This window comes from Pseudomonas sp. OTU5201, from assembly GCF_038440135.1.
GTDB lineage: Bacteria > Pseudomonadota > Gammaproteobacteria > Pseudomonadales > Pseudomonadaceae > Metapseudomonas > Metapseudomonas resinovorans.
The window spans coordinates 1-18,894 of sequence record NZ_JASATC010000006.1 but is presented as its reverse complement, the minus strand read 5'-3'; the positions used below and the strand labels follow the sequence as shown (position 1 = coordinate 18,894).

Annotated in this window: 18 protein-coding genes; 7 read left to right on the top strand and 11 right to left on the bottom strand. The window is 64.5% G+C overall.

Translation table 11 applies throughout. From position 1 onward, the window contains the following. Nucleotides 1-154 precede the first annotated feature (154 nt). Nucleotides 155-478, top strand: coding sequence for a putative quinol monooxygenase (locus tag AAHM40_RS05350; protein WP_342243742.1), 324 nt, complete (start codon nt 155-157; stop codon nt 476-478). 101 nt (nt 479-579) lie between these two features. Here AAHM40_RS05350 and AAHM40_RS05345 read toward each other — a convergent pair whose 3' ends face one another. The 8 genes from AAHM40_RS05345 to amaB all read right to left on the bottom strand — a co-directional run bounded on the left by AAHM40_RS05345 (nt 580) and on the right by amaB (nt 9,938). Continuing rightward, nucleotides 580-1,512 (bottom strand): ornithine cyclodeaminase family protein, encoded by a 933-nt coding sequence (locus AAHM40_RS05345; protein ID WP_342243741.1) that lies wholly within the window; start codon nt 1,510-1,512, stop codon nt 580-582. 97 nt (nt 1,513-1,609) lie between these two features. Next, entirely contained in the window at nt 1,610-2,326 is a 717-nt protein-coding gene (locus AAHM40_RS05340) for an ABC transporter ATP-binding protein (protein ID WP_280286729.1), read from the bottom strand. Next, nucleotides 2,323-3,198 (bottom strand): ABC transporter ATP-binding protein, encoded by an 876-nt coding sequence (locus AAHM40_RS05335; RefSeq protein ID WP_342243740.1) that lies wholly within the window; start codon nt 3,196-3,198, stop codon nt 2,323-2,325. The genes AAHM40_RS05340 and AAHM40_RS05335 overlap by 4 nt, the downstream gene beginning before the upstream one ends. Next, a complete protein-coding gene (livM, locus tag AAHM40_RS05330) occupies nt 3,195-4,481 on the bottom strand; it encodes a high-affinity branched-chain amino acid ABC transporter permease LivM (RefSeq protein WP_342243739.1) in 1,287 nt (428 codons plus the stop codon). The genes AAHM40_RS05335 and livM overlap by 4 nt, the downstream gene beginning before the upstream one ends. A gap of 2 nt (nt 4,482-4,483) precedes the next feature. Next, on the bottom strand, nt 4,484-5,398 hold the full coding sequence (locus AAHM40_RS05325; RefSeq protein ID WP_280286726.1) for an ABC transporter permease subunit: 915 nt from the start codon (nt 5,396-5,398) through the stop codon (nt 4,484-4,486). A 259-nt stretch (nt 5,399-5,657) separates the two neighbouring features. Beyond that, nucleotides 5,658-6,779, bottom strand: a complete 1,122-nt coding sequence (locus AAHM40_RS05320; RefSeq protein ID WP_342243738.1) for a branched-chain amino acid ABC transporter substrate-binding protein — start codon at nt 6,777-6,779, stop codon at nt 5,658-5,660. A gap of 355 nt (nt 6,780-7,134) precedes the next feature. Next, entirely contained in the window at nt 7,135-8,418 is a 1,284-nt protein-coding gene (amaA, locus tag AAHM40_RS05315; RefSeq protein ID WP_342243737.1) for an L-pipecolate oxidase, read from the bottom strand. 29 nt (nt 8,419-8,447) lie between these two features. Then, nucleotides 8,448-9,938, bottom strand: a complete 1,491-nt coding sequence (gene amaB, locus AAHM40_RS05310; protein WP_342243736.1) for an L-piperidine-6-carboxylate dehydrogenase — start codon at nt 9,936-9,938, stop codon at nt 8,448-8,450. A 207-nt stretch (nt 9,939-10,145) separates the two neighbouring features. On the opposite strand from amaB, the gene AAHM40_RS05305 reads away from it, so the two are divergent. Together AAHM40_RS05305 and AAHM40_RS05300 are read left to right on the top strand one after the other, a co-directional pair. Next, nucleotides 10,146-11,039, top strand: a complete 894-nt coding sequence (locus tag AAHM40_RS05305) for a LysR family transcriptional regulator (protein ID WP_280286723.1) — start codon at nt 10,146-10,148, stop codon at nt 11,037-11,039. Nucleotides 11,040-11,235: 196 nt separating this feature from the next. Beyond that, nucleotides 11,236-12,255 (top strand): DUF1338 domain-containing protein, encoded by a 1,020-nt coding sequence (locus AAHM40_RS05300; protein ID WP_342243735.1) that lies wholly within the window; start codon nt 11,236-11,238, stop codon nt 12,253-12,255. A 69-nt stretch (nt 12,256-12,324) separates the two neighbouring features. On the opposite strand, the gene azu is transcribed toward AAHM40_RS05300, so the two are convergent. Then, nucleotides 12,325-12,774, bottom strand: a complete 450-nt coding sequence (gene azu / locus AAHM40_RS05295; protein ID WP_342243734.1) for an azurin — start codon at nt 12,772-12,774, stop codon at nt 12,325-12,327. Nucleotides 12,775-12,891: 117 nt separating this feature from the next. Here azu and AAHM40_RS05290 point away from each other — a divergent pair, with 117 nt between their 5' ends. The 4 genes from AAHM40_RS05290 (at nt 12,892) to AAHM40_RS05275 (ending at nt 15,234) form a co-directional block, all read left to right on the top strand. Next, the gene (locus AAHM40_RS05290) at nt 12,892-13,515 is read left to right on the top strand and encodes a LysE family transporter (RefSeq protein ID WP_342243733.1); all 624 of its coding nucleotides are present in this window, start codon (nt 12,892-12,894) and stop codon (nt 13,513-13,515) included. A gap of 250 nt (nt 13,516-13,765) precedes the next feature. Beyond that, nucleotides 13,766-14,353: an LOG family protein gene (locus tag AAHM40_RS05285; protein ID WP_342243732.1), complete on the top strand. Its 588-nt coding sequence runs from the start codon at nt 13,766-13,768 to the stop codon at nt 14,351-14,353. Nucleotides 14,354-14,410: 57 nt separating this feature from the next. Continuing rightward, nucleotides 14,411-14,782: a thiol-disulfide oxidoreductase DCC family protein gene (locus AAHM40_RS05280; protein WP_028630674.1), complete on the top strand. Its 372-nt coding sequence runs from the start codon at nt 14,411-14,413 to the stop codon at nt 14,780-14,782. Between the two features lie 5 nt (nt 14,783-14,787). Further along, nucleotides 14,788-15,234: a GNAT family N-acetyltransferase gene (locus tag AAHM40_RS05275; protein ID WP_342243731.1), complete on the top strand. Its 447-nt coding sequence runs from the start codon at nt 14,788-14,790 to the stop codon at nt 15,232-15,234. A gap of 139 nt (nt 15,235-15,373) precedes the next feature. Here the strand turns inward: AAHM40_RS05275 and AAHM40_RS05270 are convergent, their stop codons facing one another. Then, a complete protein-coding gene (locus tag AAHM40_RS05270; protein ID WP_342243730.1) occupies nt 15,374-16,309 on the bottom strand; it encodes a transglutaminase family protein in 936 nt (311 codons plus the stop codon). Continuing rightward, nucleotides 16,309-18,807, bottom strand: coding sequence for a circularly permuted type 2 ATP-grasp protein (locus AAHM40_RS05265; protein ID WP_342243729.1), 2,499 nt, complete (start codon nt 18,805-18,807; stop codon nt 16,309-16,311). Before AAHM40_RS05265 ends, AAHM40_RS05270 begins: the two co-directional genes overlap by 1 nt. Nucleotides 18,808-18,894 lie beyond the last annotated feature (87 nt).

The following is an 18,894-nucleotide window of genomic DNA, read 5'->3' as shown; positions in this document are numbered from 1 at the left end:
ACCAAGTTATCCACTGAACGCTGCACAAAGATTGTGATCAACTCCGCCACCGCGTCATCGACCCGTTGTGGATATCTCCACTTCGGACAGACGGGGCTGGCACTTTTCCCCATGGACCTAGACTTCCCTGCCTAACCACAGAGGAGATCGAGCCATGGTCAAAATCGCCTTGCTGGTACGCCTGGAAGCCAAGCCCGGCAAAGTCGCCGATGTGGAGGACTTCCTCCGCGACGGTCTGCCACTGGTGCAGGAGGAGCCCGATACCACGGTTTGGTTCGCCCTGCGCATGGGGCCCCATAGCTTTGGCATCTTCGACGCCTTCGACAGTGACCGGGGGTTGCAGGCTCATATGACTGGCAAGGTCGCGGCAGCCTTGATGGAACGTGCCGGGGAACTGTTCAGCGAGCCACCAAAGATTGAGCGGGTGGAGGTGCTCGCGGCAAAGCTGCCCCCGGTCGAGGAAGGGAATGAACTCTAGAACCTGTGGGGGCGAATTCATTCGCTGAGCAGACCGCCGGTCTGCCACGGGGCCGCTGCGCGCCCCTTAGCGATTGAAATCGCCCCCACAGAGAACGCTACCTACGCGATACGGGACAACAACGTCTGCGCAGCAATCAGGTCTTCCAGGGCATAGCCCACGGATTTGAACAGGGTGATCTCGCTGTTGGTCTGGCGGTGGCCACGACCGTGCAGCAGGTCGGCCAGTTCGAAGTGGAGGCTCTGCTCGGTGATGACGCCGTCGGCGATGGCGAAGAGCAGGTCACCGGCTTCTTCCAGGGCGCCCGCACGGGTATCGACGACAATCCGCGAACGGGCCACGGCGGCGCTGTCGGTTTCACGCATGCTCGGCAGGAAGGCTCCCACCAGGTCGAGGTGGGTGCCCGGTCGCAGCCAGTCTCCCAGGATCAGGGGTGAGGTGGAGGTGGTGACGCAGCTGATGCAGTCGGCTTGTTGGGCGCAGGTCTGCAAGTCGGGGGCGACATGCACCGGGTAGCCTTCTTCTGCCAGCTGGCGCACCAGCTCGGCAGCCTTGTCCGGGTGGCGACCCCAGATATCCACACGCTCGTACGGCCGCACCACGCTATGGGCACGGACCATGTGCGCGGCGAGCGTGCCGGTGCCCACCACCAGCAGACGGCTGGCGTCGTGGCGCACCAGGGCGTTGGCGGCCAACGCCGAGGTGCAGGCGGTGCGCCGGGCGGTGAGTTCGGAGGCCTCCAGCACCGCCAGGGGACGGCCGGTGGCGTCGTCGAACAGGGTGAAAAGTGCAGCGACCGAGGGCAGGCCCTTCTCGCCGTTGTGGGGATACACGGTCACCAGCTTCACGCCAACGCCCTGCCCTTTCTGCCAGACCGGCATGCACAGCAGCGAGGCGTCGTCGGGCAGTGCGTGGCAGGCGCGAACAGGGGCCTCGACCGGGTTGGCCAGACCGTGGCGCAGGGCGTCGATGAGTTGTGGATAAGTCAGCGCCGCGGCGACGTCGGCGTTGGTGAAGAAGCGCAGGGTTTGCATGGGAGTCTCCTTGGCAGGCTCGGAGCGCGGGAGGCTTCCCTCACCCCCGGCCTCTCTCCCAGAGGGAGAGGGGTCGGGGAGAGGGGAGCAACAGCGGTCAGTGACCGCCGAGGTAGGCGTTGCGGACGTCCTGGTTGCCCAGCAGTTCCTCGCCCGTACCGCTCATGCGGATTTCCCCGGTGACCATCACGTAGGCGCGGTCGGAGAGCCTGAGCGCGTGGTTGGCGTTCTGCTCGACGAGAAAGATGGTCATGCCGGTCTGGGCCAGTTCCCGCAGGGTCTGGAAGATCTGCTTGACCACGATGGGCGCCAGGCCCAGCGAGGGCTCATCGAGCAGCAGCAGCTTGGGTCGGCTCATCAGCGCACGGGCGATGGCGAGCATCTGCTGCTCGCCGCCGGACATGGTCATGGCGCGCTGGTTCCGGCGCTCCTTCAAGCGAGGGAACAGATCGAACATGCGCTGCATGTCTTCGTCCGCATGGTCCGTGCCGATGGGAATGGTGCCCATCAGCAGGTTCTCCTCGACGCTCATGTCGGGGAACACCCGGCGTCCTTCCGGGGACTGGGCGACGCCGTTGGACGCAACGTAGTGTGCCGATTTGTGGGTGATGTCGGTGCCCCGGTAGACGATGGCGCCATTCGCCGCGCGTGGCTGGCCGAAGATGGACATCAGCAGGGTCGACTTGCCCGCGCCGTTGGCGCCGATCAGGCTCACCGTCTCGCCTTCGTTGATGTGCAGGCTGACGCCCCGCAGGGCCTGGATGGGGCCATAGAAGACGTCGACATCCTTGAACTCCAGGAGAGGCGCACTCATGCCACTTCCTCCTCTTCGGCACCGAGGTACGCGGCGATCACCTTGGGATCGTGGCGGATGTCGTGGGGGTTGCCTTCGGCAATCACTTCGCCGTGGTCCAGCACCACGATGTGGTCGGAAATGCTCATCACCATGCCCATGTCGTGTTCGATCAGCAGTACGGTCTGGTCGTGTTCGTCGCGCAGCTTGCGGATGATCCGGCTGAGCGCTTCGGTCTCCGCCGGGTTGAGGCCGGCGGCAGGCTCGTCGAGGCAGATCAGTTGTGGCCGGGTACACATGGCGCGGGCGATTTCCAGGCGGCGCTGCTGGCCGTAGGAGAGTTCGCCGGCCAGGCGGTTGGCGCAGTCCACCAGGTCCACCACTTCCAGCCAGTAGAACGCGTGGTTCAGCGCGTCTTCCTCGGATTTGCGGAAGCCCGGCGTATTGAACACGCCGGCCAGCAGGTTGCGGTTGACCCACATGTGCTGGGCCACCAACAGGTTCTCCACCACCGACATTTCGCGGAACAGCCGGATGTTCTGGAAGGTCCGCGCAAGCCCCGCACGGTTCACCAGGTGGGTACCGCCGAACATCTTGTAGCGCAGGCGGCTGGCGAACTGCGCCGGGTTGACGAAGTCCGTGGGCTTGAAGGGTTCGCCGAGTACCTTGATCACGTCCGTGGTGGTAGCACGGGCATTGAGCTGGATGCGCCCGCCGGTAGCCTTGTAGAAGCCGGTCAGGCAGTTGAACACGGTGGTCTTGCCGGCACCGTTGGGGCCGATCAGCGCGGAAATGGAGCCACGCTTGATCTTCAGGCTGACGTCATTGAGCGCCTTGATGCCACCGAAGTGCATCATCAGGTGCTCGACGCTGAGGATGTATTCGTTGCTCATGGGGCGACTCCTTTACGCGGGGTGAAACCGGCGCGGCTGATACGGATCAGCCCGCGCGGCCGCCAGATCATCATCAACACCATGAGTACGCCGAACAGCAGCACGCGATAGTCGGCGAAGCTGCGCAGCAGCTCCGGCGCGACGGTGAGGACGAAGGCGGCGATCACCACGCCAACCGTGGAGCCCATGCCCCCCAGCACGACGATGGCGAGGATCAGCGCCGACTCGAAGAAGGTGAAGGACGAAGGGTTGACGAAGCCCTGGTAGCTGGCGAAGAACACCCCGGCCAGGCCGGCGGTGGAGGCACCCAGCATGAACGCCGAAAGCTTCACCAGCACGTGGTTCAGGCCCATGGCGCGGCAGGCGATTTCATCCTCGCGCAGTGCTTCCCAGGCGCGCCCGACCGGCATGCGGGTCAGGCGGTGCTTGATGTAGAGCACCAGTGCCACAACCAGGAAGAGCACCACGTAGATGAACAGGAACTTCAGGTTGGGGTTGTAGGCGACGCCGAAAAACTCATGGATGGGCACACCGCCATCCTTCGCCCGGCGGCCGAACTCCAGACCGAGGAAGGTGGGCGCCGGTACCGACATGCCGTTCGGGCCGCCGGTGAAGCTCAGCCAGTTGTTGAGGACCAGGCGGATGATTTCGCCGAAGCCCAGGGTCACGATGGCCAGGTAGTCGCCGTGCATGCGCAGCACCGGGAACCCCAGCAACGCGCCGGCCAGCGCCGCCGCAATGGCAGACAACGGCAAGGCGGACCAGAAGCCCAGCCCCAGGTGCTCGTAGCCCAGCGCCAGGCCATAGGCACCGATGGCGTAGAAGGCCACGTAGCCGAGGTCGAGCAGGCCAGCGAGGCCTACCACGATGTTCAGGCCCAGGCCCAGCAGCACGTAGATCAGCCCGAGGATGACCACGGTGAGCAGGTACTTGCTGGCGAAGAACGGAAACACCACCGCGGCGACGATCAGCAGCGGAATGATCCAGCGCAGGCGGCTCTGGTAGTCGGGCGCACGCACATGCACGCCGGAACCCGTGGTCTCGAAGCGCTGCATCAGCACTTCGCCCCGCGGCGTCTGCAGGTAGAGGCTGAGGAAGAAACGGCCGAGCATGACCACGCTGATCATCACGCCGACGCGCTTGAAGTCCAGGTTGAAGCTGTAACCGTCCAGCACCACACCCATGATGGGGCCGAAGACGATAAGGGCGAGCAGACCGGCGACGACGGCGTCGATCAGGCTCTTCTTGATATCCAGGGGCTTCCTGGCAATGGCAGAAGTCATGATTACACCTTGGCGACGTGCGGACGGCCCAGCAGGCCCTGGGGACGGAAGATCAGGATCAGCACCAGCAGGGAGAAGCTGAACACGTCCTTGTAGTCGGTATTGACCATGCCGGAGAACTGCGCCTCGGCGATACCGAGGATGATGCCGCCGAGCATCGCGCCGGGCAGCGAGCCGATCCCGCCGAGCACCGCCGCGGTGAAGGCCTTGATGCCGATGATGAAGCCGGCATAGAAGTCGAAGGTGCCGTAGTTCATGGTGATCAGCACACCGGCCAGGGCGGCCATGGCGGCGCCGATGACGAACACGTAGGAGATCACCCGGTCAGTGTTGATGCCGAGGATCGACGCCATCTTGCGGTCCTGCTGGGTGGCGCGGCACATGCGGCCGAGCTTGGTGCGCTGGATGATGTAGGTCAGCAGGCCCATGCCGACGAAGGCAGCAATCAGGATGAATACCTTGGTGTAGGTCAGCTGCACGAAACCGTCACCGATGTGGAACTTCAGCGCGCCGTCGAGCAGCGTGGGCACGCCCTGCTGGCGGGCACCCTGGCTGAGCTGCACGTAGTTCTGCAGGATCAGCGACATGCCGATGGCGGAGATCAGGGGCGCCAGGCGGGTGGAGTTGCGCAGCGGCTTATAGGCGATGCGTTCGATCACGAAGCCGTACACACCGGTCACCAGGATGGTGAACAGCAGGGTGCCGAGGATCAGCAGCGGGAAGGACTCGACCCCGAAGAAGGCCAGGATGGCCAGGGTGATCGCGGCAAGGTAGGCGGAGATCATGTACACCTCGCCGTGGGCGAAGTTGATCATGCCGATGATGCCGTAAACCATGGTGTAGCCGATGGCGATCAGACCGTAGACGGACCCGAGGGTCAGTCCGTTGATCAGCTGTTGCAGGATAATACCGTCCATCACTCAGTCTCGTCTTTTGGGGGTCCGGCCTTGGGTTCGGCCAGCTCCCGCGAGTGGAATCAGACGGGCACCACTGAATTACCGTGTCAAATCGGGTAGTCACCCACCCGGCTCAAGCAAAAAAGGACTTCAGCAGTTTCCCGGAATGCACCGACCGGCCAGGCGCGGGTGGCGCCTGGCCGGTCAGCCGAGCTAACAAACAGTGTCGGTTCAGGATCGGGCGAGCCAGAGCCAGACCGCAGACGATCCTGGCCGACACTCACTGCTGGGAGTACTTACCCTTGTCGTCCCACTCGTAGATCACGTAGTCGGAAACTTTCAGGTCGCCCTTGGCATCCCATTCCTTCTTGCCCATCACGGTCTGTACCGGATTGGCCTTCAGCCATTCACTGGCCTTGGCCGGATCGTTCGCGCCTGCGCCGTTGAAGCCGGCCGCCAGGGCTTGGAGGGTGGCATAGGCGTAGAGGGTGTAGCCTTCCGGCTCGAAGCCGCCGGCGCGGAACTTCTCGATCACAGCCTGGCCGTCAGCGATCTTGCGCGGGTCGGCGCCGAAGGTCATCTGCACGCCCTTGGTGTATTGCGGGCCGCCTGCGGTGGTAACCAGTTCGTCAGTGACGATGCCGTCGCCGGAAAGGAACACAGCAGTCAGGCCCTGCTCGCGCATTTGGCGAACCAGCGGGCCGGCTTCCGGGTGCAGGCCGCCGAAATAGACGACCTCGGCGCCGGTGGCGCGGATCTTGGTGACCAGGGCGTTGAAGTCTTTCTCGCCACGGGTCAGGCCTTCGTACAGGACTTCCTTCACGCCGCGCTTGGCCAGCTGGGCCTTGGTGGCGTCGGCCAGGCCCTGACCGTAGGTGTCCTTGTCGTGGATGATGGCGACCTTGGTGGCCTTGAGTTTGTCGACGATGTAGTCGCCGGCAACGATGCCCTGCTGGTCGTCACGGCCGCACATGCGGAACATGCCGGAGAGGCCGCGCTCGGTCACAGCGGGGTTGGTGGAGCCAGGAGTCATGGCGATGATGCCCGCTTCGTCGTAGACCTCGGACGCCGGGATGGTGGAGGAGGAGCAGAAGTGGCCGACGACAGCGATAGCCTTGTCCTGGTCCACCAGACGGTTGGCAACGGACACGGCCTGTTTCGGCTCGCAGGCATCGTCAGCCTTGACCAGCTTGATCTTTTCGCCGTTGATGCCGCCAGCGGCGTTGATGTCCTCGGCGGCCTGGGAAGCGCCGCGCCAGTATTGCTCGCCAAAGGAGGCGTTTGCGCCCGTATGCGGGCCAGCGACACCAATTACAACATCAGCCTGTGCAACGGAAGAAACGCCCAACGCGGTGGTAACCGCCAGAGCCAGAAAGCCTTTTCTGAAAATCTTCTGCGACATGGAGTTTTGCTCCTGAGGTTTTTAGGGTTAGCGCTCGTGTTCAGCAAGTGGCGTGCCATTAGTTCTTGTAGTTGCTCCGCGCCCTGAAAGGCCCTTCCCACCTCCTACTCTTCTTGTTTTTATTGTTTTAAATCAATAACTTCCAAAGAAACCCAAAAAAATCATGGGCGAATCTGGAAGCTGCACGGCATCAGTGTGCCAGCAGGTCCGGTAACAATAGACTCACGGTACTTATTTGCACATCACTGGTGCGCGAATTTTCCCACTCCGCACTGTTACTGCCCGGCCTTTGATCCCCCCATCCTGCAAGAAACAACCCGCTGCCTCAAAGCTGTGCAACGCAGTTTTTTGCGACCTATATCACTACGCGTAAACATTGACCGGCGTGGTAGAGCGAGAAACCGGCTTCATAAAGCGAACTTCTGAGCCCTACCGCCGAAACGGCGCGCATGGGCTGGAATGGCATGGGCAGAACCTCTTCATTGCCGCTCAGGAGGTAATCGGCGAAGGCCTTGCCCACCACGCTACCGGTGGTCACACCACGGCCGTTGTAGCCTGTGAAGGCGAGCAGGCCAGGCGCCGGTTCGTATAGGCGCATCAAATGATCGGGCGTGAAGTCGATACACCCCGTCCAGGTGAATTCCCAGTTCACCTTGCCCAGGTAAGGGAAGTAATGCCGCTGAATGCGATCGGCCCAGGCGCGCAGGAACCAGGCAGGCTTGCGTGAGCCATTACCCAGGCTACCAAGCAGCAGGCGACCGTCAGCATCGCGGCGGATGCTGCTGAGCACCTGACGGGTATCCCACGAACCCTGGCCGCCCGGCAGGATGCGCGCAGCAGCCTCGCCTGAAAGCGGCGTGGAAGCCACCTGGTAGTAGTAGCCGGGGAAGAAGTGGCGGCGCAGTTCGGTCCACTCGCCTTCGGTGTAGGCATTGGAGGCGATCACCACCTGCGGTGCGATAGCCACACCGTGCTCGCTGACCACGCACCAGTTGGTGCCCTGGCGCTCCAGGCGCAAAACCTTCGAATGCTCGAAGAGCTGGCCGCCGAGGTACTTCACCGCGCGGGCCAGGCCGCGGGTGTAGCCCATGGGATTGAGGGTGCCGGCGCGGCGGTCGAGCAGCGCGGCGGCGATCTTGTCTGTGCCGGTGGCCTCGCGGCAGGCGGCGCCGGTCAGCAATTCAACGGGTGCGCCACGGCGTTTCCATTGCTCGCAACGGCTGGCGAGGTCAGCCTGGCCGCGGGCGTTGTGGGCCATGTGCAGGGTGCCTTCGCGGCGCAGCTGACAGTCGATGTCGTAGCGATCGACCAGAGAGAACACCAGCGACGGCGCAGCGCCCAGCGTGCGGTTGAGGCGATCGCCGATCTGCTGGCCAAGGCCCGCTTCGATCTCGTCCGGCGGTATCCACATACCGGCGTTGACCAACCCCACGTTGCGCCCGGAGCCGCCGTGGCCGGCGGTGTGGGCTTCCAGCAGGCAGACGCGCTTGCCCGCCTCCAGCAGATGCAGCGCAGCGGAAAGGCCGGTGAAACCGGCCCCGATCACGCAGACATCGACCTTGACCTCACCGTGCAGCACAGGGCTTTCCGGCAGTTGTGGCGTCAGATACTCCCAGAGGCATTCCTGGCGCAGGGTCATGGGGTGCAGTCCTTAGGGCCTTAACCCACTCAGTCGAAGGTGATGCCCTGGGCCAGCGGCAACTCATGGGAATAATTCACGGTATTGGTCTGGCGGCGCATGTAGGCCTTCCAGGCGTCCGAGCCGGATTCGCGGCCGCCGCCGGTTTCCTTCTCGCCACCGAACGCGCCTCCGATCTCTGCGCCGCTCGGGCCGATGTTGACGTTGGCAATGCCGCAGTCGCTGCCCACTGCCGACTGGAACAGCTCGGCCTCGCGCACGTCGGTGGTGAACACGCAGGACGACAGGCCCTGGGGCACGGCGTTGTTGAGGGTGATGGCATCGTCGAAATCGCGGTAGCCGATCACGTAGAGAATCGGGGCGAAGGTTTCATGGCAGACCACGGCGCTCTGGCTTGGCATCTCGACGATAGCTGGCGACACGTAGTAGGCGTCAGGGAACTGCGCTTCAAGCTGACGCTCGCCACCGAACACCTTGCCGCCTTCGGCACGGGCCTGCTCCAGGGCGCGCTGCATGCCGTCAAAGCTCTGTTTGTCGATCAGCGGGCCGATCAGGTTGCCCTCCAGCGGGTGGCCGATGCGCACTTTGGCGTAGGCAGTCTTCAGGCGCTCGACGATCTCGGCCTTCACCGATTCGTGGGCGATCAGCCGGCGCAAGGTGGTGCAGCGCTGGCCGGCGGTACCGACGGCGCTGAAGAGAATGGCGCGTACGGCCAGGTCGAGGTCAGCGCTGGGCGCGAGGATCATCGCGTTGTTGCCACCCAGTTCCAGCACGCTACGGGCGAAGCGCGCCGCCACGCGCGGGGCCACTTCGCGACCCATGCGGGTGCTGCCGGTGGCACTGACCAGCGCCACACGCGGATCGTCCACCAGAGCTTCGCCGGCTTCGCGGGCACCAATCACCACTTGGCTGAGGTAGGCCGGGGCCTCGCTGAAATTCTTCGCCACGCGCTCGAACAGCGCCTGGCAGGCCAGGGCGGTGAGCGGGGTCTTCTCCGAGGGTTTCCACACCACCGGGTTGCCGCAGACCAGCGCCAGCGCGGTGTTCCACGACCAAACGGCGACCGGGAAGTTGAACGCGCTGATGACACCGACCACACCCAGTGGGTGCCAGGTTTCACGCATGTGATGGCCGGGACGCTCGGAGGCGATGGTCAGGCCGTAGAGCTGGCGCGACAGGCCGACGGCGAAGTCGCAGATGTCGATCATTTCCTGCACTTCACCCAGGCCTTCCTGGGTGATCTTGCCGGCTTCCCAGGACACCAGTTCGCCCAGCTCGGTCTTGTACTGGCGCAGCGCTTCGCCATATTGGCGAATCAGCTCGCCGCGACGCGGCGCCGGAACCTTGCGCCAGGCCTGGAAGGCCTCGGCAGCGCGGGCGATCTTCTGGTCGACTTCGGCGCGGCCTTCCAGGCGCACGGTGCCGATGCGGCTGCCGTCGACGGGCGAATGAACGGCGTGATCGCCTTGCTGGTAGAGGGACGAATCGACACCGAGGCGGTCGAGCAGTGCGGCAACCATGGGAACTCCTGTTTCGGCGAGTAATGGCACGGTCCCTGTAGGAGCCAGCTTGCTGGCGAACGCTTCGCGAGCAAGCTCGCTCCTACCGGTACGGTGCTGAATCGGAACAGCGTCAGTAATAGCCGCGAAAAGGGCTTGCCAACAAACGACCTTTCCGACACATATCATTCCGTTAATTCATGATCCGGCCCGCCCCGAGAAATTCCGATGCTCAAACGCCACATGCCCTCGATCACCGCCCTGCAATGCTTTGAAGCGGTGGCCCGGCACCTCAGCTTCACCCGTGCATCCGAGGAGCTGAACCTGACCCAGAGCGCGGTGAGCAAGCAGGTGGCGCAGCTCGAAGAATTGCTCCAGCACCTGCTGTTCCGCCGCGTGCGCCGACGCCTGCAACTGACCCCGGCGGGCTCGCTGTACCTCACCGAGGTACGCAAGATCCTCGCCCAGGTGGAGATGTCCACCCACTACATGCTGTCCTACGGCGGTGATACCGAAGTGCTGCGCGTGGCCACGCCACCCACCTTCGGCGCGCGCTGGCTGATCCCGCGACTGAAGGGCTGGCGCCTGCGTCACCCGAATATCCACCTGGACCTGCGCAACGAGCTGGAACCCAACGCCCTGGTCCAGGGCCGCAGCGACGTAGCCTTCTATTTCGGCCATGGCGCGCTGCCCGGCGCCGAGTGCATCCGCCTGTTCAGCGAGGAAGTGGTGCCGGTCTGCGCGCCCGGCGTGATGCCCGAGCGGCCCTTCACCGAACCGACCCAGCTCACCGAACTGGTCCTGCTGCAGAACGCCACCCGCCCGGAAGCCTGGCACGAGTGGTTCCAGAGCCAGGATCGGCACACCGAGCACAGCTACCACGGGCCGCGCTTCGACACCTCCTACATGTGCATTCGTGCCGCCCAGGCCGGCTGCGGCGTGGCCCTGTTGCCGCGCTTCCTGGTGGAAGAGGAACTTCAGGAAGGCAAGCTCGTGATCCCCTGGGACCACCCCATGCCCAGCCGCAATGCCTATTACCTGGCCTACCCCGAACATGCTGCCGAAGTACCGAAGGTGCGCGACTTCGTGCGCTGGATGCTGGAGCAGATGGACCAGGAATAGCGAGCGCTGCCCTGGCAGGACAATGGCGGACTTCTCTTCCGTAGGGGCGAATTCATTCGCCCCTACAAGTGATGCAATCCATCCCGTTCTGGGCTTCAAGAAAAAACGGAATGAACCCGCCGGAATTTTTCGTTTGCCCCGCAGCCCCGGTGCTGCTTGGATAAGCGCAGTTTCCCCTCTGTCCGGAATGCCCCCGATGCCTGCCAACGAACGCCTGTTTGCCCTGGTCGCCAGCGTGATCGGCGAGCCCGCCGCCCGGTGGGTCAAAGCCCATGTGGAAATCCCTGCCGGCCTGTCCGCCTTTCCATTCAGTGACGCCGCCGTGCACCGTGCCTGGCTCGCCGAGGCGCTGAACCTCTGCCTGTTCCACAAACTGGTGGAGGCAGTGCCCATTGGCCGCACCTATGTGGAGGAGCAACAGGCCAAGGGTCGCCAGGTGGTGTTCGACCATGGTGCCATTCGCACCGTCGACTGGCCGGACAACGGCGCCCTGCCCCGTGGCCGCCAGGCATTCGCCCGGCTGCTGGAGCCCCTGGGCTTCGCCGATGTGCGCACCTATCCGCTGACCCGCCTGAAGATGACCGGCTACGCCTACCGGCAGATGGACCTCCCCGAGGACATCGCCCAGTTCTTCGTCTCGGAACTGCATCCGGGCCGCTTCAGTGAAAGTTTCCAGTTGGCGGTGAGCCGCGTAGTGGGCGACAGCCGTGACCCGCTGGACGCCGGCCACAAGGCCATCCTCGATACCCTCTGGCGCCAGCGCCAGTGCAGCGACGCCGAGGCCATGCACCTGCTGCCAGCGCTCTATCGAGCCTTCGACCGCCAGCACGGGGTCGTGCATGACCACGACTATCACCTGCTGCGCGAGGAAAGCGCGGAAATGGCCTGGATCGCCACCGAGGGGAATATGTTCAACCACCTCACTGACCGCGTCGTCGACCTCCAGGCGGTGGTGGATGAACAGAACGCCAAGGGCCGACCGATGAAGCCCAGCATCGAAGTCTCGACCTCCGGCCGGGTGATGCAAACCGCCTACCGCGCGGTGCAGGTGCAGCGGGACTTCATCGACAGCAGCGGCCGCGCCGTGCAACGCGAAGTGCCGGGCTCCTTCGTCGAGTTCATCCAGCGCAAGCTCGACCCGGAAACCACCCGCCTGGACCTGAGCTTCGACAGCAACAACGCCCAGGGCATTTTCAAGATGACCGCCGGTTCGTAGGGGCGAATTCCCTCTGCACACATGAAAAAGGCCGCTACACAGAGCGGCCATTTCGCATTCACCTGGAGGTCAGTCGACCAGGGCCAGGGTTCCCTTCATCATCGACACGTGGCCCGGGAAGGAGCAGAAGAACTCATAGCCCTCACCAGCCACCAGCTTGGCCACATCGAAGGTTACGCTGTCGCTCTCGCCGCCGCCGATCATCTTCGTATGGGCGATGATGCGCGCGTCGTCAGCCTTGAGGTAATCCTTGTCGAGGCCAACCGTGATGCCTTCGGAGGCGATCGACGAGGCATCGGCGGTCTTGCTCAACACCCAGTTGTGGCCCATCACGTTCCTGGGCAGCTTGCCGACATGCTTGAGATTCACGGTGAAGGTCTTGCAGCTTTTGCTGACCTTGATTTCCTTGGTGTCGAAACTCATCTGGTCAGTGCCTTGCACATCCACGGCACATTCAGCGGCCAGCAAAGGCGCACTGGCCAGGGCCAGCACGGATGCGACGGCGAACTTGCGAATCATTGGTGTCTCCTTGACGTTCCGGGCAATATGCCCGGGCCGAAGACTGCCCCAGGGTAGCGCCTGCCCCCATGACCTGAGGCAATGAACCTCCACTTCAGCCTTCAAGGGAACTGATTCATGCTGTCCTTCTTCATTGCCGCCATGCTGCTTGGCTTCGTATTCAATGCCGCGCCCGGCGCGGTCTTCAGCGAGACCCTGCGGCGCGGCCTGCGGGACGGCTACAAGCCCGCACTGATGGTGCAGATCGGCTCCCTGGTGGGCGATGCCACCTGGGCCGCCCTGGGCCTTACCGGCCTCGCCCTGCTGCTGGACAGCGCCACCGTGCGTTACCCGCTGACCATCGCCAGCGCCCTCTACCTGGGCTGGCTTGGCCTGCAATCCCTGCGTGACGCCCGCCGCCCGCCGCAACCTTCGACCGAGGAAGCAGGTGCCAGCGGCGGCGCCTTCGCCTCAGGCGCGGCGCTGTCGCTGACCAATCCACAGAACATCGTCTACTGGGCCGCAATGGGCGGCGCCATGGCCGCGATCGGCGTGGCCGAGCCAACGCCGACCCACCTGGCGGTATTCTTCGCCGGCTTCATGCTGTCCTCGCTGCTCTGGTGCTTCATCTGCGCCGGTCTGGTGGACTGGTTCCGCCGCGCCGCATCCACCCTCTGGCATCGCCTCACCTACCTGGCCTGCGGGCTCTGCCTGCTGGGGCTGTCGGGGATGACAGCGGCGGAATTGCTGAAGCTGGCCTGATCTATCGCCGCAATCGAAGCAATCAACCGGCGGACCACCGAACGCCGCTCTAACATGACGCCATTCATCCAGAAGGAGATGCGCCATGAACTTCCTGCAAAGCCTGCTCGCCGCCTATGCCGCCGGGGCCTGCGGCGCTTCCGCCGATTAAGCCTTCCCCCTACCGTTCGGAAGCTGACCACTTACACAGCTTGGAGCACGAGAACGAAGCCGGTACTCTTGCGCGCTTTTTTCGCACCAGGAGTCCCCCATGTCCTTGCGTTCCATCTGTGTGTTCTGCGGCGCCAGCCCCGGCGCCAAGCCGATCTACCGTGAAGCAGCTGCCCTCCTGGGACACACCCTGGCCGAACGCGGCATCACCCTGGTCTACGGCGGCGGCGCAGTCGGCCTGATGGGCACCGTGGCCGACGCGGCCCTGGCCGCCGGCGGCGAAGTCATCGGAGTGATTCCGCAGAGCCTGATGGACGCCGAGATCGGCCACAAAAGCCTGACTCGCCTGGAAGTGGTGGACGGCATGCACGCTCGCAAGGCGCGTATGGCAGAACTCAGCGATGCATTCATCGCCCTGCCCGGCGGCCTGGGCACCCTGGAAGAACTGTTCGAGATCTGGACCTGGGGACAACTGGGCTACCACAGCAAGCCCCTGGGCCTGCTGGAAGTGAACAGCTTCTACGACAAGCTCACCGACTTCCTCGACCACCTGGTGGAAGAACGCTTCGTGCGTGACCAGCATCGCGGCATGCTGCAGGTTGGCGGTCACCCCGAAACCCTGCTGGACCGCCTGGAAGCCTGGCGCCCCAGCAGCGCACCCAAGTGGGTCGACCGCAAGCCGCACTGACCACGTGCTCGTCCCGGCCTTAGACTGTCGGGACGAACCCACGAGCAGGAGCGCCCCATGGAAGACGACGAGCGGATCAAGGTCTACTACAACAGCGCCTGCCCGGTGTGCAAAGCAGGGATCGAAGGCCAGATGGGCAAGACCACCGCCTGCCAGGTGGAGTGGGCCGATATTCACCAGGACAACAGCGCGGTGGAGGAAATCGGCGAAAATCTCGAGTACGTCCGCGAACGCCTGCACCTGGTGGACGAACTGGGCGTCAAGCACATGGGGATGGACGCCTTCATCGTGCTCTGGCGCCACTCGCCGCGCGAGCGCTGGAAAGCGTGGCTATTCTCCCTGCCGGTGATTCACGGCCTCGCGCAACTTGCCTACAAGGCATTCGCCCGCCTGCTGTATCGCTGGAACAAGGCCAAGCATCACTGGTGACATGGATGACCCCTGCAATCGAAACCCTGACGACCCTCTCCCCCACCGACCGCCAGCGCCTGGTGGAGGTCTGGGAGGGCGCTGTACGCGCCACCCACCACTTTCTCTGCGAAGACGACATCCAATTCTTCAAGCCCCTGGTGCGGGATGCCTACCTGGATTCGGTGCGACTCGCCTGCCTGCGGGATGCCGATGGCTGCATTGCCGGTTTTGTCGGCACCGACGGGGCGAAGGTGGAGATGCTCTTCGTCGATCCGGCGCAGCATGGACGGGGCATCGGCCGCATGTTGATGGACCATGCCCTGGCACACGGGGCGCGCACCGTGGACGTGAACGAACAGAACCCGCAAGCGGTGGGGTTCTACATGCACCTGGGGTTCGTGCAATACGACCGCTCGGACGTGGACGGCGCGGGCAAGCCCTTCCCCATCCTGCACCTGCGCAAGGACTGAGCAGCAGCCCCATAACGTGGACCACGCATCACCGTTCCACCCTCTGACACCCTCTCCCTGATGGGAGAGGGTGCGGATCGTGCCAAGGTTGGGCTGAGCGCGTTTCCTGTAGAAGGGGCGAATTACGAAGGGCAAGGCGTCAGATCGCCAGTTCCCAGAGCGGCATGACGGTGACCCGCACTTCCGGGTCATGGCTGCCACCGCCGAGGATGACGCCACGCAGGGGCGAGACATCGGAGAAGTCACGGCCCCAGGCGAGAGTGATGTGTTCCAGGTTGGGCAGGATGTTGTTGGTGGGGTCGAAGTCCACCCAGCCATTGCGCGGGCAATACACCGAGACCCAGGCGTGGGAGGCATCAGCGCCGATCAGGCGCGGCTGGCCGGGGGGCGGCTGAGTCAGCAGGTAGCCGCTGACGTAGCGCGCCGCCAACCCACGGGAGCGCAGGCAGGCCAGCATCAGGTGGGCGAAGTCCTGGCAGACGCCACGACGGCGCTCCAGCACTTCGGTCAGCGGCGTCGCCACCTGGGTCGCCTCGGCATCGAAGGCGAACTCACTGAAAATCTTCTCCATCAGTGCGGCCGTGCCCTGCAGCAGCGGCCTGCCGGCGGGGAAGCAGCCCGCGGCGAACTCGGCGAACTGGCGCTTGATACGTACGTATGGCGATTCCACCCGATAACGGCAGGCGTCCAGCTCAGTAGCTGACAACGCCCGGCCGGTGTATGCCAGGGTTGCCGGCACCAGCTCCCAGGGTGGCGAGGCGGCCAGGTCCGGCGGGCCATGGGGCAGCACCTCGACCTGTAGGCGGGTATTCACCTGCAACTCGTCGTGAGGACGCTCGAAAGCCAGGCGCGTCAGCGGGTTGCCGAACACATCCAGCAGGTCCTGGCGCAAGGTCGGCTCGGGGGTGACCAGCAACTGCTGGCCGCTGCACTGCTGCCATGGGCAGTCCCGTGGCCACAGGTGTACCAACTGCTGGGACAACGACACCGGCGCCGAATAGCGGTAGTGGGTGTCGTGGAACACCTGGTAGCGGGCACCCTGCACGGGGGCGATGGAGTGGGCTTGTGCACGCATCAGGTGGATACCGTTTGCTGGCTGACGTCGTCGACGTGGGCAAAATAGCGCAATCCGAGCCGATCGGAGACCAGTCCGACGTTCTGTGCGATCTCCCGCAGCAAGCCGGCCAGCCCGACAAGCACCTCATCCAGGCTCTCGCTGCCGAACAGCGGGTCTTCCAGGGTGGCCAGGTCGAAGGCCAGCAGGCGCCCGATCAAACCACTCAGCACCAGCTCCTGAGGCGCGCCGAACTCCAGGTGCAGGCGTCCCAGGGAGCGCTCCAGCGCCTGCAACTGAAAGCGCAGGGCATGGGGGTTCTGCTCGTGCAGCAGGAGCAGGTCAAGCACCGGGATCAGTTGCGGTGAAGCCAGGTAGCGCGAACGGTAAGTGATGGTGCTGTTGCCCAGTTCCAGCAGCCACTCCAGTGCACCTTGATCCCAGGCGTCTCCGCCTTCGAGGAAACCGGCGATGCTGTCGGCATAGAACTGCACCCGTTCGATGCGGCGGCCGATCATCAGGAAGCGCCAGCCATCGTCACGGGTCATGTCATCAAGGGCAAAGCCGGACAGCGCGGCCAGGGACATCAGCAGCCGGTTGAGGAACTCCAGCGCCTCGCCCAGATCGGTGCGTTTCGGATCAAGTGCCTGGGCCTCGCGGTGCAGCTCCAGCACCGCGTGCCAGTTCTCCCGCGACAGCCGGCCACGGACCTGAGCCGCGGCCCAATGCAGGCGGCGCAGGTTGGCGCTGACACTGCTCGGCCATTCGTCGTCCAGCAGCGCCGCCAGCAAGCGCTGCTCCAGGGGTTCCTCGCCCGGGGGCAGCAGACCAATGGCGCCGGCCAACTGCAGGGCCGATTGCAGCGCCCGCTCATCTCCATCAGCATCCACGTATCGCGACAGCACCACGCGCAACAGGCGCGCACCGTCATCGCAGCGTTCGCCATAACGACCGAACCAGTAGAGGTTCTCCACCACCCGAGACGGCAGATAGGGGTCCTGTCGGATCAGGTCGCGCACGCCAAGGGTGCGCGGACGCAACGGCTCGCCGACGACCGGCAAGTCGGCCAGCACCCAGGTGTCCTTGCTGGCGCCACCGCGCTGCATGGAAACCACTTCGGCGTCCGCCGCCGAAGCCACCCGCGTCAGGCCGCCGGGCATGACCCAATAGTTGCCATCGGCGCTGGCCACAGCGAACACGCGCATACCGATGGCCCGCGACTGTATTTCCCCCGTTTCCCCATTCCCCTGCCAGATCGGTGCCTGGGACAGCTGGGCCATGCGCTGGGCGACATAGGCATGGGGATGGGCCTGCAGGCGCTTGCGCAGGGCCAGCAGCGCGCCGTCTTCCAGGGCGTGGCCGAACAGCGGCTCGAAGCTCTGGCTGGGGAAGGCCGGTTTGATCACCAGTCCGGCCAGGCCCTCCAGCGATTTGCCCAGCACCTGCCCCTGGCCGCACCACCAGGTGCCCACGGTGGGCAACAGCAGGTTCTCGCCCAGCAAATACTGGCTGGCCTTCGGCAGGAAGCCCAGCAACCCCGGCGACTCCAGCACACCGCTGCCCAGAGCGTTGGCCACCAGCACCCGCCCCTTGCGCACCGCCTCCAGCAGACCGGGCACACCCAGGGCCGAGTCCGTGCGCAGTTCCAGCGGATCGCAGTAGTCGTCATCGAGGCGACGCAAAACGGCATGGACGCGCTTCAGGCCGCCAAGGGTCTTGAGGTAGAGGGTGGCGTCGCGCACCGTCAGGTCGTGGCCCTCCACCAGCGGGAAGCCAAGCTGGCGCGCAAGGTAGAGGTGTTCGAAGTAGGTTTCGTTGAAGCGGCCGGGGGTCAGCAGAATCACCAGGGGCGTCTCGCCATCGCTGGGGGCCTGGCGGATCAGGGTTTCCTGCAGGGTCCGGAAGTAGCCGGCCAGGTACTGCACGCGCAGGTCGCGGTACAGCTCCGGCAACGCGCGGGAGACGATCTGCCTGTTCTCCAGGGCATAGCCAGCACCGGACGGCGCCTGGGTGCGGTCGGCCAGTACATGCCAGCGGCCGTCCGCATCGCGGGCCAGGTCCACCGCATAGCTGTGCAGGAAAATGCCACCCGGCGGCTGCACACCCTGGCAGGGCCAGAGGAAGTTGGGATGACCGTAAACCAGTTCGCTGGGCAACAGCCCTTCGGCCAACAGGCGTTGCTCGCCATAGAAGTCGGCCAGCACCGCATTGAGCAGACGCGCGCGCTGCGCCACGCCCGCAGCGATAGGCTGCCATTCTTCGGCCGAGAGCAGGTTGGGCAGCAGGTCCAGCTCCCAGGGGCGGTCGGTGCCTTTGGGATCGGCGTACACGTTGTAGGTGACGCCATTTTCCTGGATCTGCCGCGCCAGCAATTCCTGACGCTGCTGCATCTGCGCCGGACTGCTGCGCTCGAGCTGCTGGAACAGGCGCTGCCAGTGCGGGCGCACCTGGCCCTCGGCATCCAGCAGTTCGTGGTAGGCCGTGGCAGTCAGGGGATAGTTGGCTAGCAGATCGGACATCAAAGGGCTCGGCAGATGGGCAGCAGGGAAACTTTAGCGGACAGCGCGACGCGCGGCCCCCCAAACCGCGGGCCGGGGGCCCCCCCC